The 26,608-nt window shown below is 67.2% G+C and carries 25 protein-coding genes and 1 pseudogene; 8 read left to right on the forward strand and 18 right to left on the reverse strand.

Annotated features, from left to right (window positions below; translation table 11 throughout):
• Nucleotides 1-31: 31 nt before the first annotated feature.
• Nucleotides 32-1,081, reverse strand: a complete 1,050-nt coding sequence (gene moaA / locus MXA07_RS12180; protein WP_247728866.1) for a GTP 3',8-cyclase MoaA — start codon at nucleotides 1,079-1,081, stop codon at nucleotides 32-34.
• Between the two features lie 195 nt (nucleotides 1,082-1,276).
• Here moaA and MXA07_RS12185 point away from each other — a divergent pair, with 195 nt between their 5' ends.
• Nucleotides 1,277-1,939: a helix-turn-helix domain-containing protein gene (locus tag MXA07_RS12185; protein WP_247728867.1), complete on the forward strand. Its 663-nt coding sequence runs from the start codon at nucleotides 1,277-1,279 to the stop codon at nucleotides 1,937-1,939.
• 82 nt (nucleotides 1,940-2,021) lie between these two features.
• Entirely contained in the window at nucleotides 2,022-2,234 is a 213-nt protein-coding gene (locus MXA07_RS12190) for a hypothetical protein (protein WP_247728868.1), read from the forward strand.
• 105 nt (nucleotides 2,235-2,339) lie between these two features.
• On the opposite strand, the gene MXA07_RS12195 is transcribed toward MXA07_RS12190, so the two are convergent.
• The 3 genes from MXA07_RS12195 to MXA07_RS12205 all read right to left on the reverse strand — a co-directional run bounded on the left by MXA07_RS12195 (nucleotide 2,340) and on the right by MXA07_RS12205 (nucleotide 5,613).
• A complete protein-coding gene (locus tag MXA07_RS12195) occupies nucleotides 2,340-3,806 on the reverse strand; it encodes an RtcB family protein (RefSeq protein ID WP_247728869.1) in 1,467 nt (488 codons plus the stop codon).
• A 90-nt stretch (nucleotides 3,807-3,896) separates the two neighbouring features.
• Nucleotides 3,897-5,036, reverse strand: coding sequence for a DoxX family membrane protein (locus tag MXA07_RS12200; protein WP_247728870.1), 1,140 nt, complete (start codon nucleotides 5,034-5,036; stop codon nucleotides 3,897-3,899).
• Nucleotides 5,037-5,184: 148 nt separating this feature from the next.
• Complete coding sequence (locus MXA07_RS12205) at nucleotides 5,185-5,613, reverse strand: archease (RefSeq protein WP_247728871.1); 429 nt, start codon at nucleotides 5,611-5,613, stop codon at nucleotides 5,185-5,187.
• Between the two features lie 185 nt (nucleotides 5,614-5,798).
• Between MXA07_RS12205 and MXA07_RS12210 the strand changes: the two genes are divergently transcribed.
• The 4 genes from MXA07_RS12210 to bcp all read left to right on the forward strand — a co-directional run bounded on the left by MXA07_RS12210 (nucleotide 5,799) and on the right by bcp (nucleotide 9,054).
• Complete coding sequence (locus MXA07_RS12210) at nucleotides 5,799-6,284, forward strand: GNAT family N-acetyltransferase (RefSeq protein WP_247728872.1); 486 nt, start codon at nucleotides 5,799-5,801, stop codon at nucleotides 6,282-6,284.
• A gap of 75 nt (nucleotides 6,285-6,359) precedes the next feature.
• Nucleotides 6,360-7,535 carry a DNA primase small subunit PriS gene (gene priS / locus MXA07_RS12215; protein ID WP_247728873.1) on the forward strand — a complete coding sequence of 392 codons (1,176 nt, stop codon included), beginning with the start codon at nucleotides 6,360-6,362 and terminating at the stop codon, nucleotides 7,533-7,535.
• Between the two features lie 71 nt (nucleotides 7,536-7,606).
• Nucleotides 7,607-8,530 carry a DNA replication complex subunit Gins51 gene (locus tag MXA07_RS12220; RefSeq protein WP_247728874.1) on the forward strand — a complete coding sequence of 308 codons (924 nt, stop codon included), beginning with the start codon at nucleotides 7,607-7,609 and terminating at the stop codon, nucleotides 8,528-8,530.
• Nucleotides 8,531-8,601: 71 nt separating this feature from the next.
• Nucleotides 8,602-9,054 (forward strand): thioredoxin-dependent thiol peroxidase, encoded by a 453-nt coding sequence (gene bcp / locus MXA07_RS12225; RefSeq protein ID WP_247728875.1) that lies wholly within the window; start codon nucleotides 8,602-8,604, stop codon nucleotides 9,052-9,054.
• Between the two features lie 167 nt (nucleotides 9,055-9,221).
• Here bcp and MXA07_RS12230 read toward each other — a convergent pair whose 3' ends face one another.
• Nucleotides 9,222-11,483: a CDC48 family AAA ATPase gene (locus MXA07_RS12230; protein ID WP_247728876.1), complete on the reverse strand. Its 2,262-nt coding sequence runs from the start codon at nucleotides 11,481-11,483 to the stop codon at nucleotides 9,222-9,224.
• Entirely contained in the window at nucleotides 11,480-11,728 is a 249-nt protein-coding gene (locus MXA07_RS12235) for a DUF7127 family protein (protein ID WP_425492155.1), read from the reverse strand. The genes MXA07_RS12230 and MXA07_RS12235 overlap by 4 nt, the downstream gene beginning before the upstream one ends.
• Nucleotides 11,729-12,023: 295 nt before the next feature.
• Between MXA07_RS12235 and MXA07_RS12240 the strand changes: the two genes are divergently transcribed.
• Nucleotides 12,024-12,809 carry an alpha/beta fold hydrolase gene (locus MXA07_RS12240; protein ID WP_247728878.1) on the forward strand — a complete coding sequence of 262 codons (786 nt, stop codon included), beginning with the start codon at nucleotides 12,024-12,026 and terminating at the stop codon, nucleotides 12,807-12,809.
• A gap of 28 nt (nucleotides 12,810-12,837) precedes the next feature.
• Here the strand turns inward: MXA07_RS12240 and panB are convergent, their stop codons facing one another.
• Complete coding sequence (panB, locus tag MXA07_RS12245) at nucleotides 12,838-13,650, reverse strand: 3-methyl-2-oxobutanoate hydroxymethyltransferase (protein WP_247728879.1); 813 nt, start codon at nucleotides 13,648-13,650, stop codon at nucleotides 12,838-12,840.
• A gap of 124 nt (nucleotides 13,651-13,774) precedes the next feature.
• On the opposite strand from panB, the gene MXA07_RS12250 reads away from it, so the two are divergent.
• Nucleotides 13,775-14,014: a DUF5822 domain-containing protein gene (locus MXA07_RS12250; protein ID WP_247728880.1), complete on the forward strand. Its 240-nt coding sequence runs from the start codon at nucleotides 13,775-13,777 to the stop codon at nucleotides 14,012-14,014.
• A gap of 98 nt (nucleotides 14,015-14,112) precedes the next feature.
• On the opposite strand, the gene MXA07_RS12255 is transcribed toward MXA07_RS12250, so the two are convergent.
• The 11 genes and pseudogenes from MXA07_RS12255 to MXA07_RS12305 form a co-directional block, all read right to left on the reverse strand.
• On the reverse strand, nucleotides 14,113-14,667 hold the full coding sequence (locus tag MXA07_RS12255; protein ID WP_247728881.1) for an HAD family hydrolase: 555 nt from the start codon (nucleotides 14,665-14,667) through the stop codon (nucleotides 14,113-14,115).
• A 125-nt stretch (nucleotides 14,668-14,792) separates the two neighbouring features.
• Nucleotides 14,793-15,923, reverse strand: coding sequence for an acyl-CoA dehydrogenase family protein (locus MXA07_RS12260; protein ID WP_247728882.1), 1,131 nt, complete (start codon nucleotides 15,921-15,923; stop codon nucleotides 14,793-14,795).
• A gap of 114 nt (nucleotides 15,924-16,037) precedes the next feature.
• Complete coding sequence (locus tag MXA07_RS12265) at nucleotides 16,038-17,300, reverse strand: HAD family hydrolase (protein ID WP_247728883.1); 1,263 nt, start codon at nucleotides 17,298-17,300, stop codon at nucleotides 16,038-16,040.
• 74 nt (nucleotides 17,301-17,374) lie between these two features.
• Nucleotides 17,375-18,676, reverse strand: a complete 1,302-nt coding sequence (gene hflX / locus MXA07_RS12270) for a GTPase HflX (RefSeq protein ID WP_247728884.1) — start codon at nucleotides 18,674-18,676, stop codon at nucleotides 17,375-17,377.
• A 303-nt stretch (nucleotides 18,677-18,979) separates the two neighbouring features.
• A complete protein-coding gene (locus tag MXA07_RS12275; protein WP_247728885.1) occupies nucleotides 18,980-19,705 on the reverse strand; it encodes a ribosome assembly factor SBDS in 726 nt (241 codons plus the stop codon).
• Between the two features lie 246 nt (nucleotides 19,706-19,951).
• The gene (psmA, locus tag MXA07_RS12280) at nucleotides 19,952-20,707 is read right to left on the reverse strand and encodes an archaeal proteasome endopeptidase complex subunit alpha (protein WP_247728886.1); all 756 of its coding nucleotides are present in this window, start codon (nucleotides 20,705-20,707) and stop codon (nucleotides 19,952-19,954) included.
• Nucleotides 20,708-21,018: 311 nt separating this feature from the next.
• Nucleotides 21,019-21,366, reverse strand: a pseudogene (locus tag MXA07_RS12285) (Rpp14/Pop5 family protein); the annotation flags it as partial.
• Nucleotides 21,363-22,067, reverse strand: a complete 705-nt coding sequence (locus MXA07_RS12290) for a class I SAM-dependent methyltransferase (RefSeq protein ID WP_247728887.1) — start codon at nucleotides 22,065-22,067, stop codon at nucleotides 21,363-21,365. The gene MXA07_RS12290 and the pseudogene MXA07_RS12285, both read right to left, overlap by 4 nt.
• Nucleotides 22,051-22,752, reverse strand: a complete 702-nt coding sequence (locus MXA07_RS12295; RefSeq protein ID WP_247728888.1) for an RNase P subunit p30 family protein — start codon at nucleotides 22,750-22,752, stop codon at nucleotides 22,051-22,053. Before MXA07_RS12295 ends, MXA07_RS12290 begins: the two co-directional genes overlap by 17 nt.
• Nucleotides 22,753-22,945: 193 nt before the next feature.
• Entirely contained in the window at nucleotides 22,946-23,770 is an 825-nt protein-coding gene (gene tbsP, locus MXA07_RS12300; RefSeq protein ID WP_247728889.1) for a transcriptional regulator TbsP, read from the reverse strand.
• 552 nt (nucleotides 23,771-24,322) lie between these two features.
• Nucleotides 24,323-26,533: a hypothetical protein gene (locus tag MXA07_RS12305; RefSeq protein WP_247728890.1), complete on the reverse strand. Its 2,211-nt coding sequence runs from the start codon at nucleotides 26,531-26,533 to the stop codon at nucleotides 24,323-24,325.
• Nucleotides 26,534-26,608 lie beyond the last annotated feature (75 nt).

Below are 26,608 nucleotides of genomic sequence, written 5' to 3' on the forward strand. Positions count from 1 at the left end.
CGTGTCGCCAGCGACCGCCCGGTGACGCGGTTCACTCCGAGACGGGCGCGTCGACGTATTCCTCGTTGACTTCCCAGCCGCCGTCGTCGTCGCGAACCATGTACTCGCCGTAGAAGGGAACCCGGGTCTCGACGATCGTCCGGAACGCCTCGCGAATCTCCGATTCGGTCATCGCACCCATCGAGCGGTGATCGTCGGTGCGGTTGAGACAGCCCGTGAGGCGCCCGTCGGGGGTCACTCGAACCCGGTGGCAGTTCGCACAGAACGTCGGGTTCTCGACCGGATCGACGACCTCGACCATCCCCGCAGGCCCGTCGATCGCGTCGGGCGATTCCGGCGCGACCCCATCGGCACCATCGCTCTCCGCCGCATCGTCGTCGGCCGCCCGAATCCAGTACCGGGTTCGATCGTGCATCTCGCGGGTCTCGATCGCGACCGCCCGCTCGGCCAGCCAGTCGTGGACGCGCTCGATGTCGATCCGCCACTCCGGGTGGCCCGTCAGCTCCGGCATGTACTCGATGAGCTGGAGTCGAAGACCGGGGTTCGCCGCGACGTGGTCGACCATCTCGGGGACGTAGCCCGCCGTTCGCTCGAAGACCACCGTGTTGAGTTTGACCGGCTGGAGCCCGGCCTCGAGCGCCGCCTCGACGCCCGCCAGGACGGCGTCGTACGCGCCCGACTTCGTCACGGCGGCGAATGTCTCGGGGTCCATGGCATCCTGGGAAATGTTGACCCGTTGAAGGCCCGCCTCGACGAGATCCGCGGCGCGACCGGGGAGGAAGGTTCCGTTCGTCGTCATCGAGATCTCGAGTTCCGAGGGCGTGCGCTCGACGATCTCCTCGAGATCCGACCGCAACATCGGTTCACCGCCGGTGAACTTGACGGAGTCGACGCCGAACTCGGGGACGATCTCGAGGAATCGAACCACGTCGTCGGCGTCCATCTCGTCGTCCCGCGGCGCCATCGGCCCTCGCGTGTCGCCCAGCCCCTCGTTGTGGCAGTAGACGCAGTCGAAGTTACACCGATCGGTGAGCGAGACGCGAACGCCGGTCACCTCCCGCCCGAAATCGTCGGTGAGCACGGGACTATCTGGGAACCGAGCGCGTATAAAACACCGCAATGGCAGGGTCCGCGCACCGGCCCCGCTCGAACTAGACGTCGAGGCACGACGGTCGCGAACCGAACTCCAGCGCCGGGGCCGTCGATCGTCCCGTCGTGCGGACAGTCACGACAGCCTGCAGACCACTCATTTGACTCCGGGTCGTTGGAAGGGAGTATGGGCACAACCGCGGAACTCGTCATGCCGACCAGCGAGTTCGCACTCGCCCACACGCTCTCGGAAGCGTCGTCGCTCACCGCCGGGATCGAACCCCTCGTCGCCACCGACCCGGCGCGGGTGATGCCCTACGTCACGTTTCGCGGCCAGCGAGCGGACGTCGACGGGCTCGAATCGACGCTCGCGGCCGATCCGAGCGTGCGCGAGGCCACCGCACTCACGAACGGAGACGAGACCAGTCGGTTCAGAATCGAGTGGGATCCGACGGTGACGGAGACGGTCCGAACCTTGACCGAGACGGACGCGTCGATCCTCGAGGCGACCGCCGAGAACACCCACTGGCGGTTTCGACTCCTCGTCCCCCGCCGGGACGACCTGTCTCGAACGTACGACGCGGCCACCGAGGCCGGGCTCACGCTCGACGTCGTTCGGGTCCACGAGATGGAGTCCGACGAACGGAGTCGGTACGGGCTCACGGACGCGCAACACGAGACGTTGATCCAGGCGCTCGAACACGGCTACTACGAGATCCCCCGCACGGTCGACATGGAAGAACTCGCGACCCACCTCGAGATTTCTCACCAGGCGCTCTCGGAGCGACTTCGCCGTGCCCACCGCCGACTCGTCACCGAAGCGCTCGACGCGGATGACGACGGTGAGTGACCGTCTACCGATCCGGCTCCCGTCGCCACACCCGGCCCGTTGCGGCACAAAACCTACGCCATTCCCCGTGGAGACCGGACGTATGGACTCGGAGATGCTGACGGACCAGTGCGATCTGGTCGAACTGATCGAAGCCGAGGGCTGGGAGGTCACGGATCTCGAGCTCACGGCCTACGAGAGCCCCTGGGCCGACGAGGACGACCCCGAAGCCTCGGTAACGATCACGGCGAGAAAACCCTACACCGACGAGGAGGGCGACGACGGGGACGACGACAGCCCGTTCAAGATCAATTGAGCGAGCGTCGTCAACCAACGGGCGAGCGCCGTCCGTCGGTTGAACGAGGCTCGTCCGTCGGTTGTGCGAGCGCGACACCACTCCCGCGGGACGGCCCGACGGAGGCTAGCCCTTGATATTGCAGACGGGGAACGTCCGGGCGACTTTGTCGCCGATACCGAGTTCGTCCGAGACGCGGACGACCTCGTCGACGTCCTTGTAGACGCCCGGGGCCTCCTCGGCGACCGTCGCGCCCGACTGGGCCTTCACGAAGATCTGCTGGTCCCGCTCGAGTTCGTCCCGGACGTCGCCGCCCCAGTACTCGTTCTTCGCCCGCGTCCGACTCATCAGCCGGCCGGCGCCGTGGGCGGTCGAGCCGAACGTCAGGTCCATCGAGCGCTCGCCCCCGCGGAGGACGTAGCTGCCCGCGCCCATGCTGCCGGGGATGATGACCGGCTGGCCGACGTCGCGGTAGGCCGCTGGCACCTCGGGGTGGCCGGCCGGGAACGCCCGCGTCGCGCCCTTTCTGTGGACGTAGAGTTCCCGTTCGGTTCCGTCCGCGTCGATCGTGTGGGTCTCCTTCTTCGCGATGTTGTGGGCCACGTCGTAGAGGAGGTCCATCTCCATGGCCTCCCGATCGCGATCGAAGACGCGCTCGAACACGCGCCGGGTCCGGTGCATGATCAGCTGGCGGTTCACCCAGGCGAAGTTGATCGCGGCGTTCATCGCCCCGTAGTACTCCGCGGCGAGTTGCGAGCCGGCGGGCGCCGCCGCCAACTCCTTGTCGGGAAGCTGCGAGAGCAGCCCCTGGTGGTGCTGTTCGATCTTCCGCAGGTAGTCGTTACAGGTCTGGTGACCGAGGCCGCGCGAGCCGCAGTGAATGAGGACGACGATCTGGTCCTCCCGGAGTCCGAACGCGTCGGCGACGGCGTCGTCGTAGACGTCGGTCACGCGCTGGACCTCGAGGAAGTGATTCCCGGAGCCGAGCGAGCCGAGCTGGTTCTTCCCTCGATCCTTCGCCTTCTGGCTCACGAGCGAGGCATCCGCGCCCGCTCTGACCCCCTCGTCCTCGCAGTGCGTCAGGTCCGACTCGACCGCGTAGTCGTGCTCGAGCGCCCAGTCGACGCCCCGTTCGAGCACCGCCTCCACGGTGTCGATCCCCGATTCGACGACTCCCCCGCCGCCCAGGCCCGACGGCACGTTCGCGAACAGCGAGTCGACGAGCTCGCGCTCGCGACCCTGGACGTCCTCGTACGTGAGGTTCGTCTTCATCATTCGCACCCCACAATTGATGTCGTAGCCGACCGCTCCGGGCGAGATACAGCCGGTTTCCGCGTCCATCGCCCCGACGCCGCCGACGGGGAAGCCGTAGCCCTGGTGGCCGTCGGGCATGCAGATGGCGTAGTTCGTGATCCCCGGGAGGTGCGTCGTGTTCCGGAGCTGTTCGAGCGTCTTATCGTCCGATATCTCTTCGAGCAGCGATTCGCTCGCGAGAACGCGCGCGGGGACGCGCATCTCTCCCGTTCGGGGGAGCTCCCAGACGTGCTCGCGAACCCGCTCCAGTTCGAATTCGCCGGCGTCGAACGTGGTCATACGTGACCTTGGCCGGGGTCGCTAAAAGACGTTGGCACGCGCGATTCCGCGACGTGACCGGCCGTCGGTTCCCACCCGTCGGTCGATCCGTCAGTCGTCCGTCGTCGGCACGGGGTCACCGGGCGACGGAACGTGAACGGTGGGATCGTGCCGGGAGAGCCGGGCGTCGACGGACCACGGCCCGGCGCCGGTGATCAGGAGGACCGACGCCAACCCGAACAGCCCGACGTGAGCGAGTACGGGATCGTCCGGCAGGGCGAACAGCGTGGCGGTGAAGACGACCAGTGCGGTGACCGAGACGGCCCTGGTGAACGCCCCGACCAGCAGCCCCAGACCGAGGAGGATTTCGGTCAGTCCGGCGCCGAGCACCCACAGCTCCGGCGGAACCGGAAGAACCCCGGAGAGATCGTACCGGGACACGACGGCCAGGGCGAGTCCCGGATCGAGGAGCTTCTGACTCGCGCCGAGGTAGACGAACGTCAGGCCGAGGCCGATCCGACAGACGGTCGGGACGTACCGGCGAAGCGGCGCGACCCGGGCCTGGATCGCGTGGCCGAACCGAGCCACCGTGTCGAACCGGCCGGTGATCGTCCCCTCCGTCTCGGCGAGCCGGAGTAGTACGTGATCCGCGCTCGGCGTCCCGCCCCCGAGGATCGCGATCGCGAGCGCGCCGCCGACCACCTCGAACTGGAGCAAGAGCGCCGGGGCGAACGCCAGCCCGACCACGTAGACGACGAGCGCCGCGATCGCGGCAAGACGGGTTGTGAGGCCGAACAACAGCAGGAACCCGAGCAGAACCTGGAGGAGTCGCACGTCGGCCGCGACCGCCGGACTGACGAAGTAGCCGCTGAAACCGGCGCCGATCAGGGGAATACCGAACGAGATGCGAAGCAACCAGGGGACGTACTCGCGGTACTCGCTCATCGCGACCCGAAAGGCGAGCAGGTCGCGACGGACCGGCCGCCCGTAGAGGTACGCCCCGATCGCGAGCGCGAGCGCGACGCCCGCGACGAGCAACGGGCCGACGACCGCCGGGTCGGACAGTGCCTCCCGATAGAACGCCGCCAGTTCGACGTCCTCGCGCTCGTCCGTGACGTACTCCTCGTGAGCGCGCCCGATACCGCTGGACAGCACCACCGCCCCGATCGTGAGCGCGGCGGCAGCCAGCCGGCCGAACGGGTGAACGCGACCGGGTGACGTTGCGCGGCCGGCCGACGAGTCACTCGACATATCCCGGTTACCACGGACTCGGTGAAAAACGACCACCGACGGTCCACGCAGCACGAGGTCCCGGCGGTCGGTGCGAACCGGTGCGTCATCGCGGTGGGGATGTCGATACCGTGGGAGTCGAGGGCCCGTCACGGACGCCGAATCCGAGTCACACGTCGAAGACGACGTACGCGATCCAGCCGTCATCGGTGGGTTCGAGTCGCATATCTGCGTAGGTGACGGCCTTCACCTCGCGAGCGGCGATCGATTCGAGCGGCACGCCCCGCGCCGCACCCTCCAGCGACCACGTCGGGTCGGCGTCGCCCGTCTCGCCCGGTCGGTCGATCTCGACCGCGTGGTCGACGGGAAGGACACCTCTGACGTCGCGTTCGTAGATGAGCTCGTCGAGGTACTCGAAGAGCAACGCCTCGCGCGACTCGGCCGCGACCGCGAGGGAGAATCGATCCCCGCCCGCGGGTATCGCCTCGCAACTCGCCGCCGCGAGCCCCTCCGCCGCGGCCTCGAAGACGGCTGCGAGCGTCTCGCCCGTCGCCTCGACAGCGACGTCGGCGGTGTGCTCGCGAAGCTCGTACGGCATCGGTCGACGGTTCGCCGGCGCCCGCCGTAGGTCCATCGGTCCCGGGCGGATTCGGCGCTCACCTCGAAGACGGTGTGAACCCGGCTGCGGTCACCGCGTCGAACCGTCACGTCGACGGACCGAGCGGTCGAATCGGTCGCCGATTGCCGGTGGAATTATATTGTCGACGATGGTATCTCCACCCAGTGAGCGTCAACATCGACCGCCGGACCGTCCCCGCGGGCACCGACGACTACGTGGCGGAGGCGTGGGAGCTCAAGGAGACGATCCACGAGCGGGAGGGGGTGTTGAAACAACGCCGGGACTTCTTCACCGACGCGTACCGCCGCTCGACGGTCCACTGCATCTTCACCGACCACGAGTCGACCACGCTCGCCGGCTTCGTCACCGTTCGGCGCGACGGCTACATTCTCTTTCTCGCGGTCGATCCCGACTGTCGCGGCGAAGGTATCGGCAAGCAACTCGTCGGCACCGTCGTCTCCGACCACCGCTCGGTGACCTGCCACGCGCGGACGACAAACGAGAACGCCCTCCAGTTCTACGAGCACCTCGGCTTCGAGATTACCCGGCGGATCGACAACTACTACGAGGACGGCGGCGACGCCTACTACCTCAAACTGAATACCGACGTCGGCCTCACCGACAAGCTCGCGGACTTCGTGCGTCGGTGACTGCGGGATCGATCGACGGTCACGGGATCACGGTCCCAATACAGTTATACACTCGGCCCGGCGAGTAGCGGGCGCATGGAGGAGCGAACCCGGGCCTATCTGCGGGGTCGATTCCGGGATTACTACCGGCGAGCGTCGATCACGCCGCCGCCCGACGCGAACGCACGAGAGTGGGGCTACATCCCCTGGACGGCGGGACCCGACACCCGCATGATCCGCCACCGGTCCCTGCTCGATCTCGGGGACGTCGAGACCTTCCTCGAGCGGGAACGGCCCCAGCACGTCTACTTCTCCGCCGGCCGGTACGACGACCCGGGGGCGGGGTCGATGGACGAGAAAGGGTGGCGCGACGCGGACCTCGTATTCGACCTCGACGCGGATCACCTCCCCGGGGTCACGCTCGGCGAGGACTCCTACGCCGAGATGCTCGCCACCTGTAAAGATGCGCTCTATCGCCTGCTAGATTTTCTCGAAGACGATTTCGGGTTCGAGGAGTTACAGATCGTCTTCTCGGGCGGTCGCGGCTATCACGTTCACGTGCGCGACGACGCCGTCCGCCACCTCGAACGCGAACACCGTCGCGAGATCGTCGACTACGTCCGGGGGATCGGTCTCGAGTACGACGAGTTGATCGAGACCGAGACCGTCGCCGGGATGGGCCGAAAGACGCCGACCGAGCGGCGAACGCTTACCACCGCGGGCGGCTGGGGAGCGCGGATCCACCGCCGGTTCACTGACTACCTCGACGACGTCCTCGCGATGGACGACGCCGACGCGATCCAAGAACTCCAGTCGTTCGACGGCATCGGCGAGGGAAGAGCCGAGGCCGCGCTCACCGCCGCGCGGACGAACCGGGAGGCGATCGACGCCGGGAACGTCACCGTCCACACCGCAGTGGCGCAACTGGCGGAGCGATTCGCCGAGCGAACCGTCGCGGCCGAGAACGCGCCCATCGACGAACCCGTGACGACCGACACCAATCGGCTCATCCGATTACCGGGCAGCCTCCACGGCGGTAGCGCCCTCGCCGTCCGCCGGATCGACCGGGACGCACTGGCGGACTTCGACCCGCTCGTCGACGCCGTCCCGGAGACGTTCACCGGCCACGAGATTTCGGTCCAGGTAACCGGACCCGGTGTGGTCGAACTCGGTGGCGACAGCTTTACAGTATCCGAGGGAGATCAGTCACTACCAGAGTACGTCGCGCTGTTCCTGATGGCGCGCGGACGCGCCGAGAAGGAACGCGAGTGATCGGCGCGGCAGGCGAGTAACGCGCGATCGACCTGCGGCCGCGGCCGAACGAACGACGACTGCTACGCACTATGAACCTGGAAGAACTCCGCTCCGTGCGCAATACCGAACGCCAGCGCGACAGTCTCCAGGACCTGCGCCCGTCGTTCTACCGCGAGGTCGGCGAGTACATCGATTCGCTCGAGGCCGAGCGCGACGACCTCGCCGCGGCCAGCGACGACCCGTTCGCCTCCCCGGACGTGACGCGACTGACGAACGAGATCGAGACGGCGAAGGACGTCGCGGAGGCCATCTACGAGCGCCGCATGGGCAAGCTCGTCAAACAGGCGAGCCTGGCCGCAGCCGGGCTGAACGCCGATTCGGAGGGGCTCACCGACGAGGAGCGAGCCCTCTTTTCCGACCTCGTCGAACGGATCGAGACGAACAAGGCGGAGATTCTCTCGGTGCTCGACGGCGAGGGCGTCGCCGACGGACCGACGCCCGACAGTTCGCAGCCGCCGTCGGCGACCGAGGCGCCGCCAGCACCGCCGGAAGAGGGGCACGATCCGACCGGGACGTCGCCGACCGTCGACGAGGGCGGCGTCTCGGCCGCCGACGTGATGGCCGGCGACTCGCCGGCTGCGAGCGACGATTCGAGGAGCGACGAGTCCGCGAACCGATCGGTCGACGAAGGAACGGATCGATCGACAGGCGAGACATCGGACGGCTCACCCGACGGGACCGCGGATCGAGCGGCCGGCGACTCGTCGGACCGGTCGACCGACGGGACGCCGACCCGTCCGAGCGACGGCGACCCGGACGGGAGCGCCGCCGACGAGTCGAGCGTGTCCGATCGCGACGTCGATCGCGTCACCGTCCAGATCAAAAGCGACGTCGGAGCCATCCTCGGCGTCGACGATCGGGAGTACACGCTCTCGAGCGACGACGTGGTGACGCTCCCCGAGGCGAACGCGACGCCCCTCATCGAGCGGGACGCGGCCGAGCCGCTCGAGTGACGAGCACGGCTGTGGGTGACACCGGGTCCGCTACCGACACCTCTACGTTGGGTTCGACCCAACGGCCGCATATGCTCGACGTCGGAACCGACGCCCCGTCCTTCGAACTGCCGAATCAGCACGGCGAGTCCGTCTCGCTCGAATCCTTCGCCGGCCGGCCGGTCGTCGTCTACTTCTACCCGCGGGCGAACACCGAGGGCTGCACCGTCGAGGCCTGCGAATTCCGCGACGCCCGCCCGCGGCTCGACGACCACGACGCCGTCGTCCTCGGCATCAGCGACGACCCGGTCGAGGACCTGGCCGACTTCGCCGACGACTACGACCTCGACTTCCACCTGCTCTCGGACGAGGACGGCAGCGTCGCAACGGCCTACGACTCCTACGGCGAGAAACAGATGTTCGGCAACACGTTCGACGGCGTCTTTCGCAACACGTACGTCGTCGGTCCCGACGGGACGATCCAGGCGGCCTTCGAAGGTGTCACGCCCGAGGGCCACGCCGAGGAGGTCCTGGCGGAGCTGTAACCACGGGCTGTCCGCCGTCCATCGGAGACACACGGTCAAAAACGGAGGGAACCGATCGCGGAGAGAGCGTATCCGTCACAACGGTTCGTTCCGACGCGGTGCGGTTTTTGGTGGAGATTTTTGTCGGGTCAACGCGACCGAAGGGAGCGAGACCCGACAAAAAGGTCCTACTGGAAGGTCCGACCGAGTTGATCCTTCTGGGTCGCCGGTTCGGCCGCGTCGAACTCCTCTTCGATCTCCTCGTAGCGTTCCCTGGTGTCGCTGGTCACGCTCGGGGAGACCTCCTCGAGGGCCTGCTCGAAGTGCTCCTTCGAGATGCGGACGTTCGAGATCGTGTCCGGCATATCCTCGGGGTCGACGGAGTTGACGAACTCCCGGGTCGCCGCCATCGAGGCCTCGCGAGTGACGGCCTCGATGTCCGCGCCGACGTAGCCCTCGGTCTCGGCCGCGAGCCAGTCGAGGTCGACCGCGTCGGCCAGCGGCTTGTCCTTCGTGTGGACCTCGAAGATCTTCCGGCGGGCCGCTTCGTCGGGGACCGGCACGTGGACGTGGCGGTCCAGCCGACCGGGACGCAGCAGCGCCGGGTCGATCAGGTCGGGTCGGTTCGTCGTCGCGATGACGACGACGTCCTCGAGCTCCTCGAGCCCGTCGAGTTCGGTCAGCAGCTGACTGACCATCCGCTCGGAGACGCCGGAGTCGCCGGTCGTCCGGCCGCGCTCGCCCGCGATCGAGTCGATCTCGTCGAAGAAGATCACGGTCGGGGCGTTCGAGCGGGCCTTCTCGAAGACCTCGCGGATGCCCTTCTCGGACTCGCCGACGAACTTGTTGAGCAGTTCGGGCCCCTTGATCGAGATGAAGTTCGACTGGGACTCGTTGGCGATGGCCTTCGCGAGCAGCGTCTTCCCCGTCCCCGGCGGACCGTACATGAGGACGCCCTTCGGCGCCTGCATGTCCATCTGGGCGTAGACCTCGGGGTAGTCGAGCGGCCACTGGATCGTCTCGCGGAGCCGCTCTTTGGTGTCCTCGAGGCCGCCGACGTCGGCCCAGGTGACGTCCGGCACCTCGACGAAGACCTCCCGAAGCGCGGAGGGCTGGATCCCCTTGAGCGCTTCCTTGAAGTCGGACTCCGTCACCTGCAACGATTCGAGCAGGTCCGCGTCGATCTCGTCGGACTCGAGGTCGAGCTCGGGTCGGATGCGACGCAGGGCGTTCATCGCCGCCTCGCGGGTCAGCGTCGCCAGGTCCGCGCCGACGAAGCCGTGGGTGTTCTCGGCGTACTGATCGAGGTCGATCGACTCGGTCAGCGGCATCCCGCGGGTGTGGACTTGCAAGATCTCCTTGCGTCCCTCCTTGTCCGGGACGCCGATCTCGATCTCGCGGTCGAACCGGCCGCCGCGTCGCAGCGCGGGATCGATCGAGTCGACCCGGTTGGTCGCGGCGATGACGGTGACGCGACCGCGCTCTTCGAGGCCGTCCATCAGCGAGAGGAGCTGGGCGACCACGCGTCGTTCGACGTCGCCGCTGGTCTCCTCGCGCTTGGAGGCGATCGAGTCGATCTCGTCGATGAAGACGATCGCGGGCGCGTTCTCCTCGGCGGTCTCGAAGACCTCGCGCAGCTGCTCTTCGGACTCGCCGTAGTACTTCGACATGATCTCCGGCCCGGAGATGGTCTCGAAGTGGGCGTCGATCTCGTTGGCGACGGCCTTCGCCATCAGCGTCTTGCCGGTCCCCGGCGGGCCGTGGAGCAGGACGCCCTTCGGCGGCTCGATGCCCAGCTGCTGGAACAGCTCGGGGTGGCGCATCGGCAGCTCGATCATTTCGCGAACCTGGTCGAGTTCGTCCTCGAGGCCGCCGATGTCCTCGTACGTGACGTTCGGAACGCCCTCGGGTGATTCGCCGCCCGAGCGGATCTGCTCGGCCGGCGTCTCCGAGATCTCGATCGCGGTCGAGTCGGTGATGACGACCGTCCCGGAGGGCGAGGTCGAGGCGATCTTCAGCGGGACGGACTGGCCCGACCCCGCCATCGGTCCGAACGAGAGCGAGAACGGCACGGTCTGGCCCTCGGTGACGGCCTGGCCGCTCAGCTTGTCGCGGACGAGCGGGCCGATGTCACCGCGGATGCGCAGGTTCTGCGGCAGCGCGACGGTGATCGACGACGCCGGGTTGACGTCGGCGGGTTCGACCTCGATCCGGTCGTCGATGCCCACGCCCGCCTCCTGGCGGAGGCGACCGTCGATCCGGACGATGCCTTTGCCCTCGTCCTCCGGATAGCCCGGCCAGACGCGCGCGACGGATCGCCCCTCGCCGCTCGCGGAGAGCAGAATGTAATCGCCGTTCTCGAGTCCGAGCTCGCGCATCGACGCGCGATCGATGGCGGCGAGTCCGCGACCCGCGTCCTTCTGTTTCAGTGGTTTGACGGTGACTTTCATCGCGTGTCCTCCACTTCGATGCTGAGCACGTCGTTTTTGATAAACGTGTGCGCGTCGCTCGCGCCGTCGGGAAGCTCGATCTCGAACTGGCGGTCGCCGGTCACGACGATCGCCGTCCCGTCGACGACGTCGACGCTGGGATCGGTCTCGACCGTCGGCAGGTCGGCCACGACGACGCGTTCGTCGTCGTACTCGTAGGTTCTGACCATCGGTTCGTCTCCGACGGTACGGGTGGTTTGAGTCATATTCGACTAACTCAAGGTAAGCGCCGATACTATATAAAGCTTTCTAAAGATGAGGTCCCGTGTCTCCCGGTTTTCCGAAAGAGGACTGTTCGCGGTTCACATCGAACGTCCCCAGCGCTCATATGCACATCGGCGCGGCTTACACCGCCGCCATCAGTAGACCCTGTCTCCCAGTAGCTGCGCTCGGTCCTCCCGACTGCAGTCCGATGCGTTCACTCGATGGTCCACGTCCCCGGGGTTCGCGTCGGCTGGGCTCTCGCCGCAGGCTTATGGCACGCCTCGTCCAATACGGTGCATGGAGCGGGTCGAACACCACGGACGCACCACGGCCTACCGCCACGTCGATCGCACAGATGACGGTGGCGGACCCGGACTCTGTTTCGTTCACGGGAGCGGCGGCACGGGCCGGCTCTGGAACGGACAACTGCCACTCGCGAACCGAACGCCGGTGACGACGCTCGACCTGAGCGGACACGGGGACTCGGACGACATCGACGCCGACGCCGGCTACCAGACGTTCGCCGCCTACGGCGACGACGTGCTCGCGGTGCTCGAGGAGACCGACGACCGCGTCCTCGTCGGCTCGTCGCTCGGCGGCGCGGTGCTCATGCACCTGGCGATCGAACGCGACCTCGACGCCGACGCCCTCGTCCTGGCCGGTACCGGCGCCCGCCTGGGGGTCCTCGACGACCTGCTCACCTGGCTGCGGACGGACTTCGAGCGCGCCGTCGACTTCCTGGTCGAACCGGGACACCTGGTCCAGACGGACGACCCGGACGTTCGCGAGCGATCGCGGGCGATTTTGACCGAGACGGGCCGCGCCGTCACCCACCGCGACTTCCTCTCGTGCCACCGCTTCGACGTGCGAGGCGACCTCGACGCGATCGACGGTCCCGCGCTCGTCGTCTACGGCAGCGAGGACAAACTGACGCCGCCCTGGTTCCACGAGTACCTGGCGGACCACCTCCCGGACGCGACGCTCGTCGAGATCGAGGGCGCCGCCCACCTCACGATGCTCGAGAGCCCGGCGGTCTTCAACGAGGTGCTGATCGACTTCCTCGAAACGCGGAACCTGCTGTAACCTTCGAACTGACCGCTCGCGGCGGCCGTCAGTAGAGATCGTCCAGCTCCGCCTCCTCGTGGCTGTGTTCGTCGGCGGGGAACGATCCCGATTCGACCGCCTCGACGTACGACGAGACCGCCGATTCCATCTCGCCGCGAACGTCGCCGAAGCGCTTCGCGAACGACGGCGACCACTCGCTGAGCCCGACCGCGTCGTGAAAGACGAGCACCTGGCCGTCGCAGTCGGGGCCGGCGCCGATCCCGATCGTGGGAATGTCGATTGTCTCGGTCACCCTGGCCGCGAGGTTCGACGGGACGTGTTCGAGGACGAGCGAGAACGCGCCAGCGTCCTCGTGTTCGCGCGCGAGGTCGAGAATACGTTCGGCGCTCTCCGCGTCGGTCCCCTGCCGCGGAAAGCCGCCGTACTGGTTGACGTGCTGGGGCGTCAGCCCCAGGTGGGCCATCACCGGGATGCCGAGTTCGACGAGTCGGCGAGTGAGGTCGACCGTGTGCGGACCGCACTCGAGTTTGACCGCCTCGCAACCCGTCTCCTTCAGCAGGGTGCCGGCGTTCTCGACGCTCGTCGCCTCGTCGCTTCCGAAGGAGAGAAACGGCATATCCGCGACGACCATCGCGTCCTCGACCCCTCGCGCGACGGCGCTCGTGTGGTGGGCGATGGCGTCGAACGAGACCGGCACCGTCGTCTCGTACCCCAGCATCGCGTTGCCCACGCTGTCGCCCACGAGGACCACGTCGACGCCCGCGTCGTCGACGAGTTCGGCCGTGGGGGCGTCGTAGGCCGTCAACATCGTGATCGGTTCTTCACCGGCTTTCGCCCGCAGGTCTCGGACGCTCACCATGGCTAGACCTTCGGTTCGAGCGAGTAAACCCCACTGGTTCGACCGACGGTCCCGGTCGATGAGCGCCCCGACCGCTCGCTCGCGTGACGGCGCCTTTAAGACGTGCGGGGACCGACCCTCCGCCGTGCCGGAACCCGTCGAAACGAGCGATCCGGACGGCCTCGACTACGGCTGGGTGATGCAGGTCACCTTCGTCCTTACGATCGTCGTCGGAGCCCCCGCGGTCGCCCTCCTCTCGATACCGGCGACGCTTCCCACCTGGGGCGAACGCGTCGAGTTCGCCATCCGGGTCGGCGCCGTCGTCTGGCTCGTCACCGCCCTCGCCGTCTTCGCCTACGCGAAACGAACACAGGCGGAGTCGTAGCCGATACCCGATCGGTCGAGTTTCGGCTTCGGACCGGCCGACTGCCGTCAGTCCGGACCACTGGCCGTCGTATCCGCGCGTTCCGGCGGCCGCGCTTTTCACCCCGTTTCCGGGCGACCCGTCTCCAGATGCGATTCGATGGGCCGAAACGCCACCCCTGCTCGCTCGGCCGTCGTCGCGTCGCTCTCGGAGTCGCCGACGAACAGCGGGTTCGCCGACTCGCCCGGGAGGCGATCGATGGCGGCGAGCAGCGGCTCCGGATCGGGTTTCATCGTCGGTACGCTATCGCGACCGACGACCGCGTCGACGGCCTTCGCCAGGCCGTGACGCTCGAGCGCGATCCGGCAGGCCGCCTCGCAGTTGAGCGAACAGACGCCGACGGGAACGGGCTCTTCGACCACGACGGACGCGAGGTCGAGCGCGCTGGCCGTTCTCGCACCCGCTCGTTCGTGCTCGGCGATCGTCGCGTCGATCTCCGCGCGTCGCTCGGGCGTCCCCGCCTCCCGGAGGATCGCCCAGGATCGCTCCTCCGGTGGTTCGAGGCCGTCCCGCCGGTAGATCGAGCGGACGTCGGTCGCCACGGCCGTCCAGTCCACGTCGAGATCGACGAGCGTGCCGTCGAGATCGTAGACGACGGCGTCGTATCCGGTCACGGCACCCCGTTCGAACCGCAGCGGAAAATTCGTATCGTTCGCGTCGTCGCGACCAACCGTCGACCGAGTCGTCGCTCGCATCACCGACACGCCCGATAGATACTCGGTCCGAGCCGCAAACGATCTCAATCGAGGAGGTGCCGTGCGATGACGGTCTTCTGGATCTCCGTCGTCCCCTCGTAGATCTCCGTGATCTTCGCGTCCCGGTAGAGTCGTTCGACCTCGCCCTCGGTGACGTAGCCGTAGCCGCCGTGGACCTGGACGGCCTCGTTCGTGACGTCCATCGCCGCCTCGCTCGCGACGTACTTCGCCATGCTCGCGGCCATCGGCGCGTCGTCGCTGCCGGCCGCGCGCTCCCTGGCGGCGTGGCGAGTGAGCTGGCGGGCCGACTCGGTCCGGGCCGCCATCTCCGCGAGTTTGTGTCGCACCGACTGGATGTCGGCGATCGGGCCGCCGAACTGCTCGCGTTCCTGGCTGTACGCGACCGCTTCCTCGAGCGCGTGGTCTGCCAGGCCGACCGCCTGCGAGGCGATGGCGACGCGACCGCCCGTCAGGATCTCGAACGCCGCGGAGAGGCCCCGCCCTTCCTCGGTCAGGCGGTTTTCCGCCGGCACGCGCACGTCGTCGAAGGTGAGCGACGTGGTGTCGCTCGCACGGAGGCCGAGCTTGTCCTCCTTCTCGCCGACCGACAGGCCGTCGACGTCCTTGGGGACGAGAAACTGCGTGACGGTGTCCGGATCGTCGCGATCGGTCTTCGCGAAGAGGACGATCACGCCCGAACGTTCCCCGTTCGTGATCCACTGCTTCTCGCCGTCGATGACGTACTCGTCGCCCTCCCGGCGGGCCTCCGTCGACATGGCCCGCGGATTCGACCCGGCGTGAGGCTCGGAGAGCGCGAAGGCGCCGACCGGCCGCCCCTCCGCCATCTCGGGGAGCCAACGCTCCTGCTGGGCCTCCGAGCCGAAGGTGGCGAGACACGAGGTCGCGAGCCCGTGGACCGACAGCGCCGTCGCGACCGCGAGCGAACCGTAAGCGACCGACTCGTTGACCACGCTCGCCGTCACGGGATCGGCGTCGAACCCGCCGTAGGCCTCGGGGACGGTCAACCCCGTCAGATCGAGTTCGGCGAGGCCGTCCCAGATCCCCTCGGGAAACGTCTGGGTCTCGTCGGCCTCGCGGGCCACCGGGCGGATCTCCTCGCGCGCGAACTCGCGAACCACGTCCCGAATCGCGCGCTGTTCGTCCGAGAGCGTCATATTCCACGATTCGAGGGCCCGGGCATAAAGGACGGCGATCCGGGTCGGCATCGGCGATCCGCCCGAGCGCGCCAGCGGGCGATCCGGGGGCGTCGATCGGGGTTCGGCACCCGCTCACTCGAGGCGGGCGATCCGGTTCATCGCGTCGATCGTTCGGAGGACGTCGACGCTCTGGCCCTCGTCGAAGACGAGTTCGTCGGTCGCGAGGACGTGTTCGAGGACGGACTCCGAGGCGTGGCCCGGCGCCGCCGCGATCCCCGCGTCGCGCTCGTCGAGCCACCGCATCACGCGGAGGTCGCTCTTCGAATCGCCCATCACGAGCGCGAACGGGTCTTCGACGCCCAGGACGGCGAACGCCCGGTCGACACCCGCCGCCTTGTTCAGTTCGAGGCTGCCGATCTCGGCCGCGTCGGCCTCGTAGTACGCGACGTCGATCCGCTCGAGCATGTCCCGAAGCGCCGTCCCCGTCTCCGGGGCATCGATATCGGGATAGGCACCCTCGCGTTCGAGTACGCCCCTGATCTCGGCGTCCTCGCTCGCGTAATACGCCCGGGTCGAATCGCGGATCGACCCGCCGCCAGCATCGTCGCCGTTCGCACCGTCGATCCGGCGAGCGACGGCGTCGGCGAGCAGGTCGACCAGGTAGACCAGTGCCTCGTCGATCAACGCCCGCGCCTGCGCAGAACCGATCTCGAAGTTCGGCTTCAGCGTCACGTTGAACTCGTTTCCCTGCAGGTGACAGCCGCGTCGCAGTCGGGTCGGCGCCTCGGGCAACACCCGCGCGCGGACGTCCTCGAACGTCGTCCGGATCGGTTCGTCGAGTTCCTCGTAGAGCAACTGCTTCGTCTCGGCGCCGTGACCCGGGGTGAACACGCCGGTGCCCGACTCGTAGACGATCGACAGCTCGCCGGAGTGGACGAGTTTGCTGCCCAGCCCCTGAATGGCAAAGCCCTTGACGTTCTCCAGGGTCTGGCCGGTGCAGATGACGATCGGAACGCCGGCCTCGTGGAACTCGGTGAGGGCGTGCAGCGTCTCCCGGGGGATCTCGTTGTCGGTGCCGGCGGCCGATCGGAGCGTCTCGTCGACGTCGAGGACGAGGACGTTCACCGCCCGCCCGTGGGTCGCGTACAGGTCAAGCGCCGTGAACGCCTGGTTCCGCGTCGCGCGCGCGGCGATCCCGGCGAGGGTCTCCCCCGCGGCGAACGACGAGCGGATCGAGGCTTTGCGCGACTCGAGTTCGCCGCTGGCGCGCTCCCAGTTCTCCAGGGCCACCCGCGAATCGACCGGCGGGAAGACGTCGACGAACGCCTGGTACGCGCGAAGCGTCGCCGTGTCGTACTCGTCGTAGAGCCGGTAGAGAACGTCGTGATCGACCATGGCCCAACGGGCACCGACTGGCGCCAAAACGGTTTGTGTGCGGGGCCGACGGTTGCCAGCCGGCCCCGAGCCGGTTACGACGATTCCGGCACGGTCGGCTCCAGGTCGCCGGCGCGGGTTCGCACCTTCGAGACGATTGCGGGTCGAGCCTCGAACGAGATCTGCACGTCCTCGTCCCCGTAGGTGACGTCCTCGACGTGGGCGTTGTCGTGGATCCACGACACCAGACTCATCGTCTCGTCGGTCATCGGCAGGACGAGGCGCTCGCGCTCCCAGTCGGGGAGTTCGACGTCGATCCGATCCAGCAGCGCGTCGACGTTCGTGCCATCGCGTGCGCTCACCGCGACCGGGTTCGGTGCCAGCCCCGAGAGCGCCTCGCGCTTGTCGGCGAGTTCGTCGTCGCTCACGCGGTCGGTCTTGTTGAAGACCGTCACGATCGGCGCCTCGTTGCGCTCGTAGAGCGTGTCGTGACAGGTGACGAGTTTCTCGTGAATCTCCTCGACCGGTTCGCTCACGTCGACGACCAGCAGGACCAGGTCGGCCCGGTAGACCGAATCGAGCGTCGACTTGAACGACTCGACGAGCCAGTGGGGCAGATCGGAGATGAAGCCGACCGTGTCGGTCAGCAGGACGTCCCGCGGCGGGATGTCGGCGCGGCGCGTCGTGGTTCCGAGCGTCGTGAACAGCCGATCCTCGGATTCGGCGGTGGGATCGAGATCCGGGTGGAGATCCGCGTTCTCGTCGACGTCCAGATCCGTCGCCAGCTGGCGGAGCAGCGTCGATTTACCGGCGTTGGTGTAGCCCGCGAGCGCGACCAGGTCGAAGCCCGAGTCACGGCGTCGTTCCCGGCGCTGGGCCTCGGTCTGCTCGATAGAGTCGAGTTCGTCGCGGATGCGGCTGATCTGGGCCTTGATGTCCTCCTCGCGGCCCTCGTCGTACTCGCCCAGGCCCATGAACCCCGGTCGCTCGTCGCGCTTGGCGAGGCTGGCCTTCGCCTCCGCCCGGGGGAGTTCGTAGCGCAACTCCGCGAGTTCGACCTGCAGCTGGGCCTTTCGCGTCTGGGCGCGCTGGCCGAAGATCTCGAGGATGAGCGTGAATCGATCGATCACCTCGACGCCCTCCGGCAGTCGCTGGCCGAGGTTGTACGTCTGGTAGGGCCCGAGGCGGTTGTCGAAGACGACCGTCGTCGCGTCGGTGTCCGCGACGACCCGGGCGAGTTCGTCGACCTTCCCCTCGCCGAGCTGGAGGGCCGCGTCGGCCCGTCGGGATTGAGTTACCTCCCCGGTGACCGTGTAGCCCGCGGCTCGGGCCAGATCGGAAATTTCGCTCGTGTCGGCGGGACCGTCATCGACGCGCTTTGCGATGACGGCTCTCATGGTCGGATCGATTCGCTCTCGATCGGCACCGACCGCGCCGGTTCGGTCCGCCGGTCGTCCGACGGACGGTCACGACTGACCTGATAGCGCGACCGCGGCGGATGCGTGCGTGCGGTCGGTTCAGGGATGGGAACGGTTCACCCCGAGTTCGTCGGATCGATACATGCGAATCACTACGGGCCGGACCATCTTGAATCCCGTGGCGAGCGACGGGCGGCGGGTGAAAGTGAACCGCGAATCGGGAGCGGCCCGTCGAGCGACGGTTCGAGCGCCGGCCGCGCGAGCGGCCGACCGATCGAGACGTTACCGGGTGCGGAGGTCGTCTTTATCCTTGACGATCCGGGTTTCGGCCTCGCCGCTCGTGTGCTCGTTGACCAGATCGTAGAAGTCGTTCTGGAGACCGGCGGGGAAGGTGACGACGCCGATCCAGGAGCCGTCGGCCTGCCACTCCTCTCGCTCGAGGTCGCCGTACTGGCGCACTTTCGCCTGCGCGCTGCCCGCGTACTCGGCCGGGAGCTGGACGGCGACCGTCACCTCCTCGAATCGGATCGGGATGACCGGCCGCAGCGCCTCGAGCGCGTCGTCGACCTGCTGTTCGACCGGCTCCATCGGATCGACCTGGAAGCCGGCCTCCTCGAGGGCCGTCTCGATGCGCTCGGGCGGGTGGGGCGCGTCGTCCATCTGGGGATTGATCGCGTTCCTGGCGATCCGGTTGATGAGTTGCTTTCGCTTCTGCTCTTGCATCTCGCGGCGCTGGTCGGCCGTGATCTGGATCTCGCCGCGCTCGATCACCTCCGGGATGATCTCGAGCGGATCCGTGGTCCCGAAGACGTCCTCGAGCGCGCTCTCGGCGGGCCGGTCGCCGCGCGAAGCGTCCTCGAAGACGTCCTCGGCGGCGATGACGTCCGTCAGCTCGCCGTCGAATTCCCCGCGCTTTATCGACAGCGCCGCGTCCGGGTCGACCAGGACCTCGAATCGCTCGCCGTGGGATTCGAGCTGGGCCGTCACCGCCTCGTCGAGTGATATCATACCCGATAGCTTTCCCCGGCGCTCACAAGAGTGTTTCCCGACCGGTGCGGGTCGAATCATCCAGAAGCTGGTCGACGCGATCGAGGCCGTCGACGTTCCAGACCTCGAGGGGTCGGTCCCATCCGTGACCGGACCGAACCGCACGAATGCGTTCCCGGCGCATCGGTTTGCGGCGGCGCGGCTATCGCAGTGATCTCCACCGAGCGGGCGGCCCGAGATGGCGCGACCGATCCTCCGTTCGCCGCGTTATTCGTCGTCCTCGTCGCCGGGCGTCTCGCGCAGGTCGGTCTCCTCGAGGCGGGAACCGATCTCCTCGTCGTCGAAGACCCGGTAGGTCTCCGTCTCGGCGTCGACGGTGGCGAGGCCGACCTCGGTGGGGAGGAGCGAGCCCTCGTTGACGCTGGCGAGGGCGTCGAGCGCGAGCGAGACGCCGTCGTCGATCGTCGCCTCGTCGTCGTAGTTCGATTCGAGGTACTCCTGCAGTTCCGCGCGGTCGGCCCCGACGGCCAGGGCCTTCCACTCGTAGGGCGTCCCCGACGGATCGGTTTCGAAGAGGCGCGGCTCGCCGTCTTCGATGCCGCCGACGATCAGCGCGACGCCGAACGGACGGGCGCCGCCGACCTGCGTGTACTGCTGGATGTGGTCGGTGATCTCCTTCGTCAGGCTCTCGACGCCGATGGGTTCGCCGTAGCGAAGCTGGTTGACCTGGGCCTGGCGGCGGGCGAAGTCGATCAGCTGGCGGGCGTCGGCGACGTGGCCCGCGCTGGCGATGCCGATGTGGTCGTCGGCCTTGTGGATCTTTTCGACGGAGGAGTCCTCGAGCAGCGGGGAGGGGATCCGTTTGTCGACGGCGAGGACGACGCCGTCGCTCGTTCGAATGCCGATGCTCGCCGTCCCGCGTTTGACCGCTTCGCGGGCGTATTCGACCTGATAGAGGCGCCCATCAGGTGAGAAGATCGTGATGCCGCGGTCGTACGCCTGCTGTTGGGCTTGTCCCTGCATAGTATCACGCTAGATCGAGGTCTGTCGCGTCGGTGACGAACCGCACTTCGACTGGCGGCTTCGACGAGGTGTCGACGCCGTCGGGTCCGAACACGACGTTTCTCTCGGTCACGAATTGCCCACGGCGTCCTAAATAGTTTACTTACCGGACCCGACGGCGATCCGCCTCGGCCGGGGATCACCGATCGGCTAAAACGGGGTGTTTACGGACCCCATCGCCGGACCAGGTCGATCGACGGGGTCGTGTCCGTCGCGAAATCGACACCGAGAGGGACCCGGCCGCACTTCGCCGAACGATCACTCAGTCAGTCGCGCTCGAGGAACTTCTCCGTCGCCGCGCGGATCGTGCCGCTCGTCCCGCGGACGTGCAGGCCGAGGGGCGCCCCGTCGACGGTGTCGACACACGCGAGCGCGGCGCGTGCGGGCCCAGTCTCGTCCCGGCGAACCCGGACCAGTGCTTCGCCGCGACCGGCTTCGAACTCGTACTCGACGACGGTGAGGTCCGCGTCGGCGCTCCCGGGGTCGCCGAGGAGGTTCTGCGCCGCGTACCAGCACTCGCGCTGGAAGCTTCGCCGATCGATCGCCGCGTCGGCACGGGATTCGAGGCCGACGGCGAGGTAGCGCCATCGCGGGCGGAGGTGCTTCGGGAGGTGTTTCATGGAGACTGGCCCCCGGCAGGGCCGTCGGCGTCACCGGAAGTCGCCGCGTCGGTCGGTGCACGATCGGTTCCCGTCGATCCGACCGCGTCGCCGGCCGTGTCGGCACGCTCGGCCACGAGCACGCCGGCCTGATCGTGCACCCGTTCGGCGGCCGTAACGGCGAAGCCGACGTCCGTGAAGACGTCGACGAGGTGACCGACCGTGGCGGGATCGTCGACCTCGGGACTGTAGAACGGTTCGTCGGGATCGGGTTCGCCGAAGAACATCACGTCTCCGAGAACGACCCGATCCGGTTCGAGCGAGGCGATGGTCTCGATAGCGGTGCGCTTTCGCTCGTCCGTGAGGTGGTGCATCGCGAAGTTCGAGACGACCGCGTCGACGTCGGCGTCGCAGTCGGGGTCGACGAACGACCCGTTGGCGAACGAGACGGCGTCGAGGCCCCGATTGGCCGCTTTCTCGCGCGCAACCTCGAGCATCCCGTCGCTGACGTCCCGCCCGATGACGCGATCGGCGTCGGCCGCGAGCGCCAGCGCGATCGCACCCGTCCCGGTGCCGATGTCGAGGACGGTCGCGCCGTCGGCGCGCGCGTGTTCGATAACCAGATCGACGCAGTCGTGGTAGGTCGGCGAGTGGTCGGCGCCGTCGTAGTCGGCTGCAGCGTCGTCGAAGCGCTCTGCGTGTTCCTCAACCGTCCGGTTCATGTCGACCACGTTCGACCCCCGGTTCTATGAACGACTCGGACTGGACGCGTCTGTTTCGCGCGACGATCGTCCCCCACTCTGCTAGGCCGGCCTCGATCCAGTCGGTCGAGAGACCGATCTGTTCGCCAAGGGCCGCGAGCTCGCGCGGGGATCGAAGCTCGAACCGTGCCGCCGCGTTGGCGCTCACCACGTACGGCGCGTCGTAGTGGTCGACCAATTCGACGAGTTTCCGAAGGGCCTGGAGGCTGCGGACACGCCGTCCGCCGCTCTCCCGCAACACCGGCCCGAGGTCCACCTCGATCCGGACGCCGTTCTCGGCCGCCGCCTTCGCCACGACGTGATTCAGATCGCCCTCGTCGGCCATCGGCCGCGCGAGGACGTCCACCTTCTCGGATTCGACCGCGAATCGATTCATCGCCGGCGTCCCGCCCGCGACCGAGAGGACGGTCACCTCGGGACGGTAGTTTCCGATCGAGCCGCCGGCTTGCTGCGGCAAGTCGGCGTCGATCTCGACGCCGGGAACGACGTCGATCGCCGGGTCGACGGCCTCGAGCGCGGCTTCGACGGCAGCATTGCGAGCGCCGTCACGGAGGATCAGCCCGTCGTATCCCAGGGTCGTCGCCGTTTCGAGCGCGGCTTCGAGGGCCGCTGGGTCGTCCGGGTCGATCGCGACGGCCTCGTACATACGGGTCCGTCGGAACCCAAGCGCCTTGGTGATTTTCACTTCCCGGCCGCGTTCGAGGCGCGGGCCGTCGACCGGTATGTCCTGCAACGGTCGCGGGGCCCCACGATCACGGAGAACGGTCCGGCGAGATGGAACTAGAGGCGGGGCGAGAGACGGAGAAGTGAGATGGGTGCCGGGGAATTGGCGCGTCGATTCAGTTCAGCATACTCTGGGCGACGGTCGCGAGCTGCCCGTTGTCCGCGTCGGCGAGGCGTTCGTCGCCGATCTTCAGGCGAAGCCGCGGCCGTCCCACGTCGATCGGGACCTTCTCGGTGTCGATCAGTCCCATGTCCTCCAGCTTGGTCTTCGTCCGACTGAACGTCGCCTTCGAGGCGATGCCGACGTCCTCGCCCCACTTGCTGATGTCGTATAGCAGCGCCTCGTTCCGCGCGGCGAACAGCAGCGAGATCGTGACCTCGTCGAGGCCGTCGCCGTCGCCGCGTGCGGTCTCGAGCGAACCGAGGATCGTCGTGAAGTCGTCCTCGGCTTCGGGACTGATCTCCTCGGAGAGCGTGTTTCGCACGCGCGTGATCGGCGGCGTGCGGAGGCTGAACGGTTCGGCGTCGTCCCAGCGGCCGGCGTAGGTCTCGACCGTCGCGGAGACGAACTCCTCGTCGTCGGCCACCAGTCCGCCGACGCGATCGGCCGCGTGGACGATCGCGACCACCGCGTCGTCGGTCACGAGCAGGGAGTTCTCGGGGGCTTCCTCGATCGTTCGCAGCTCGAGGCGACCGGCGTCGATCAGATCGGCCGCGTTACTCGCGACGATGAAGTCGTCCATGACGTCCTTGAGGGTTCGCTCGTCGGCGAGCATGTGAACCGTCGGCAGGTCGTCATCGTCGGCCGTCGCGACCGAGACGAAGTCCTCGATGGCGTCACGCGACGGATTGACCATGTAGACGTCCCCGGTGGCATCTTCTAGGACAGTTTTCACGATATCGTCGATCTGGGTGTTCAGTAAATTCGAGCTCGGTGCCATACAGAAGTAAAAGATAGGGCCCTACTTAATTTTGATGGCCGCTCTCAAGCGGCAACACTCCCTCGGTTACCAATGAAAGGTACCGTTCCATTGGTTACTACTAACCAGTCCTAAATTCCGATAGTAACTGGAAAGAGAATAGCAGACGGGTCGTCGAATCAAAGATTCTAGTAAGATAATAAAACGTTGTTGGACTCAAGAAGGTAACACTATCGGATAGTTTTATATGTGTTACGGCCAAATGCTCTGCTCGCATGGGTGCCAACGACTATCACGTGCTCGAACGCGGTATGGAGCACGTACGTGGGTGGAACCGCCGTATCGACCGGATCGCCGACCGAGTGCCGGTACGGAAGCTGCGCTCGCCGTCCGGCGACGCGTTCGATGCGTCAGTTCCACCCCTCGAAGCGAAGCGGGTTAGTTCGTACGGCGGTCCCTGAACGGGTCTAGCGTCGCGCCGCACGGACGGACACGGACGCTTCTGCGGTGAATCGGCGACTCTTACCGCGATTTCCGCCACCCGTTCTCCATCGACCGACGAGCGTCGGCTACTCACTCCGTCAGTTTCGGCCAGAGATCCTGTGACCAGTAGAGGTCGCCGTCGTAGATGACCGGCGCTTCGGATTCCGCGAGGAAGGTCACGAGTTCGTCCCGATCGAGGACGAAGTTCGACTCGTTCCCGCAGAGCGACGCGTACTCGTTTCCCGGCGTGTGCGGGAAGTAGTACGAACCGGTAAGCTGTGAGGAATAACACGAGAGCGTCAGCAAGTACCGGTCGGCGTCGTCCAGCGCTTCGAGGGTGATCGTCGTCGGGGTCCGATGCTCACCTTGCGTGAGGGTGTGGGTCCCGTCGCCGACGACGGCGTAGTCCTTTCCCATCATGATCCGCCTGCGAGCGAGCCCCATCGCTCGCTCGAATCCGAAACCGTTGACGAGGAGCTTCGCGAACGTCGATCCCACCTTTACGGCGTGATCGTTGAGGACCTGCGTGAACGTCACGGCGCCGGCGACGCTTCCCCTCTCGACGAGCGTTCGCCCCTCGTGGAACGAGCCACAGGCGTTGAGGAAGAACGTCTCGACGTTACAGTCCTCGAGCGTCGCCGTCGAGAAGTATCCGTCCGGGCATCGGAGCCCCTCCTGCTCGCAGTGACCGATGTAGTGGACGAAATCGACGTTCGATTCGAATATCGACCGAAGATCCTCGGTCGAACAGCCCTCGCGCACGCGAACGTCCATAGAGAGGTCTTCCGATCGATTCCGGTAAATGTCGTAGACGTCGGCGTGTTCGCCGGCCATCTCCGGGTCGTTGAGGATCACGTAGATGACCGTCTCGTCGCTCGGAGTGTCGAGAAATTCGAGCCGGTTGTAGTAGGCCTGGGGTGAGGATTTGAAGACGTCGATCGGGACACCGGCTGCCAGCCAGCCGTGGGTCTTCCCGCTACGGAGTTCGGGTTTGACGATGTCTACGGACGCCACCTCGCCCGCCGACCGATACCCGCCACCGTCGGCTGCCGTCGGTCCAGCGGCGTCGCCGCCCCCAGCCGTCGATCCGGTGTCGTCCCGAGCGCTCGTCGGTGCGGGGTTCGTACCGTCCGCAGCCGGCTGGCCGGGTTCGTCGCCTCCCGATAGGTTCGAAGCGGTGTCGCCTCGATAGAAGTCGTCGAGCGATCGTTCGACGAGCTCCTGGCCCTCCAGCGCGGACGTGCGCGGGAGGAAACACAACCCCATTCGATCGAGCAGGAACGGAAGAACGTCGGCCTGGGCCGGATCGGGGTCGACGTACATCGAGAGATGCCACTCCGGCAACCGGTGTTCCAGGGCCTCGTAGGGCACGTCCAGGTAGGCGTCGAGTCGGTCCGCCGGTTCGGCGGCGTACAGCCGCTCCGTCTCGAGATCCAGCGCGTCGAGCAATCGAAGTTCCGTCAGGTTCGTCCCGTAGGGGCCGACGTTTCGGACCAGACAGTCGAGGAAGAAGATCTTTCGCAGGAGGCGTTCGACGTCCCGCTCGAGGTCGGGGAGCGGCGAGAGGGCGAGTTCGCGATCCTGCTCCGGGAGCCGGAGGTGCGGTCGGTCCACCGCGGCCGTGCGGACCGACGCTTGCACGTAGTAGGCGAGCGGCGCCGTCACGAAGATGGCGTCGAAGGCCTCCGGGACCAGCAGTTCGACGCCCGGCGCGGGCCGGTGGGTCGCGATCGACTCCGGCACGTCGAACGAGTCGCCGAGTTCGAGCAACGGCGGGTGCCCGCGAAGCGTGGGGTAGGACCGATCGGGACCCTGGGTCTTGTGCGACGACGAGAGATACGAGATCGCGCGTGCGAGCCCGGGAGGCGTCTCAGGGATCGTGATCGTTCCGGCCGGGAACTCGTGACGGCTCCGGAATCCGAGCAGCAGCGAGGTGGATCGATCGAGCGAGACGACGACCGACTCGTAGTCCGGCGTCCGTTCGATGCGGAGGCCGCCGTCGACCCGGACGTAGGTCTTGATCTCGGTGTCGACGTCGATCAGGTACTCCCCGCTCGGAAGTTCGAGCGAGCGACCGGCCGGGTCGAGTTCGTGCTGCGTGCCCGTCTCCAGCGAGCGGACGTAGACGACCGCGTGGGGAAACCGTAGCTCCGAGGCCGTGGCCTCGATGACAGCGTCTACGGGTCGCTGAATCTCCGCGTCGGTCGACCGAACGTCGCCCAGATCGCCGCTGACGAGCAGTTCCGTCGTGTCGGTGTCGACGATGCGGAGGGAGTCGGCTGCCACCTCCCACTCGATCATTCGGATGCATCCATGGAATCGGAGACAATTAGTTGTATCGAAGAAGGGTTCACCGTTCGAACCGTTCGAAAGCCC

Source organism: Halovivax limisalsi (assembly GCF_023093535.1).
GTDB lineage: Archaea > Halobacteriota > Halobacteria > Halobacteriales > Natrialbaceae > Halovivax > Halovivax limisalsi.

Coding starts and splice junctions, on each gene's coding strand:
- MXA07_RS12260 (WP_247728882.1), bottom strand. CDS start 15,923: ATGACGCTCTCGGACGAACAGCGCGCGATTCGGGACGTGGTTCGCGAG.
- MXA07_RS12230 (WP_247728876.1), bottom strand. CDS start 11,483: ATGAAAGTCACCGTCAAACCACTGAAACAGAAGGACGCGGGTCGCGGA.
- priS (WP_247728873.1), top strand. CDS start 6,360: ATGGAGGAGCGAACCCGGGCCTATCTGCGGGGTCGATTCCGGGATTAC.
- MXA07_RS12275 (WP_247728885.1), bottom strand. CDS start 19,705: ATGATATCACTCGACGAGGCGGTGACGGCCCAGCTCGAATCCCACGGC.
- MXA07_RS12235 (WP_425492155.1), bottom strand. CDS start 11,728: ATGACTCAAACCACCCGTACCGTCGGAGACGAACCGATGGTCAGAACC.
- MXA07_RS12240 (WP_247728878.1), top strand. CDS start 12,024: ATGGAGCGGGTCGAACACCACGGACGCACCACGGCCTACCGCCACGTC.
- MXA07_RS12290 (WP_247728887.1), bottom strand. CDS start 22,067: ATGAACCGGACGGTTGAGGAACACGCAGAGCGCTTCGACGACGCTGCA.
- MXA07_RS12295 (WP_247728888.1), bottom strand. CDS start 22,752: ATGTACGAGGCCGTCGCGATCGACCCGGACGACCCAGCGGCCCTCGAA.
- MXA07_RS12220 (WP_247728874.1), top strand. CDS start 7,607: ATGAACCTGGAAGAACTCCGCTCCGTGCGCAATACCGAACGCCAGCGC.
- panB (WP_247728879.1), bottom strand. CDS start 13,650: ATGGTGAGCGTCCGAGACCTGCGGGCGAAAGCCGGTGAAGAACCGATC.
- MXA07_RS12205 (WP_247728871.1), bottom strand. CDS start 5,613: ATGCCGTACGAGCTTCGCGAGCACACCGCCGACGTCGCTGTCGAGGCG.
- psmA (WP_247728886.1), bottom strand. CDS start 20,707: ATGCAGGGACAAGCCCAACAGCAGGCGTACGACCGCGGCATCACGATC.
- MXA07_RS12195 (WP_247728869.1), bottom strand. CDS start 3,806: ATGACCACGTTCGACGCCGGCGAATTCGAACTGGAGCGGGTTCGCGAG.
- MXA07_RS12305 (WP_247728890.1), bottom strand. CDS start 26,533: ATGATCGAGTGGGAGGTGGCAGCCGACTCCCTCCGCATCGTCGACACC.
- MXA07_RS12265 (WP_247728883.1), bottom strand. CDS start 17,300: ATGGTCGATCACGACGTTCTCTACCGGCTCTACGACGAGTACGACACG.
- bcp (WP_247728875.1), top strand. CDS start 8,602: ATGCTCGACGTCGGAACCGACGCCCCGTCCTTCGAACTGCCGAATCAG.
- MXA07_RS12190 (WP_247728868.1), top strand. CDS start 2,022: ATGGACTCGGAGATGCTGACGGACCAGTGCGATCTGGTCGAACTGATC.
- tbsP (WP_247728889.1), bottom strand. CDS start 23,770: ATGGCACCGAGCTCGAATTTACTGAACACCCAGATCGACGATATCGTG.
- MXA07_RS12200 (WP_247728870.1), bottom strand. CDS start 5,036: ATGTCGAGTGACTCGTCGGCCGGCCGCGCAACGTCACCCGGTCGCGTT.
- hflX (WP_247728884.1), bottom strand. CDS start 18,676: ATGAGAGCCGTCATCGCAAAGCGCGTCGATGACGGTCCCGCCGACACG.
- MXA07_RS12185 (WP_247728867.1), top strand. CDS start 1,277: ATGGGCACAACCGCGGAACTCGTCATGCCGACCAGCGAGTTCGCACTC.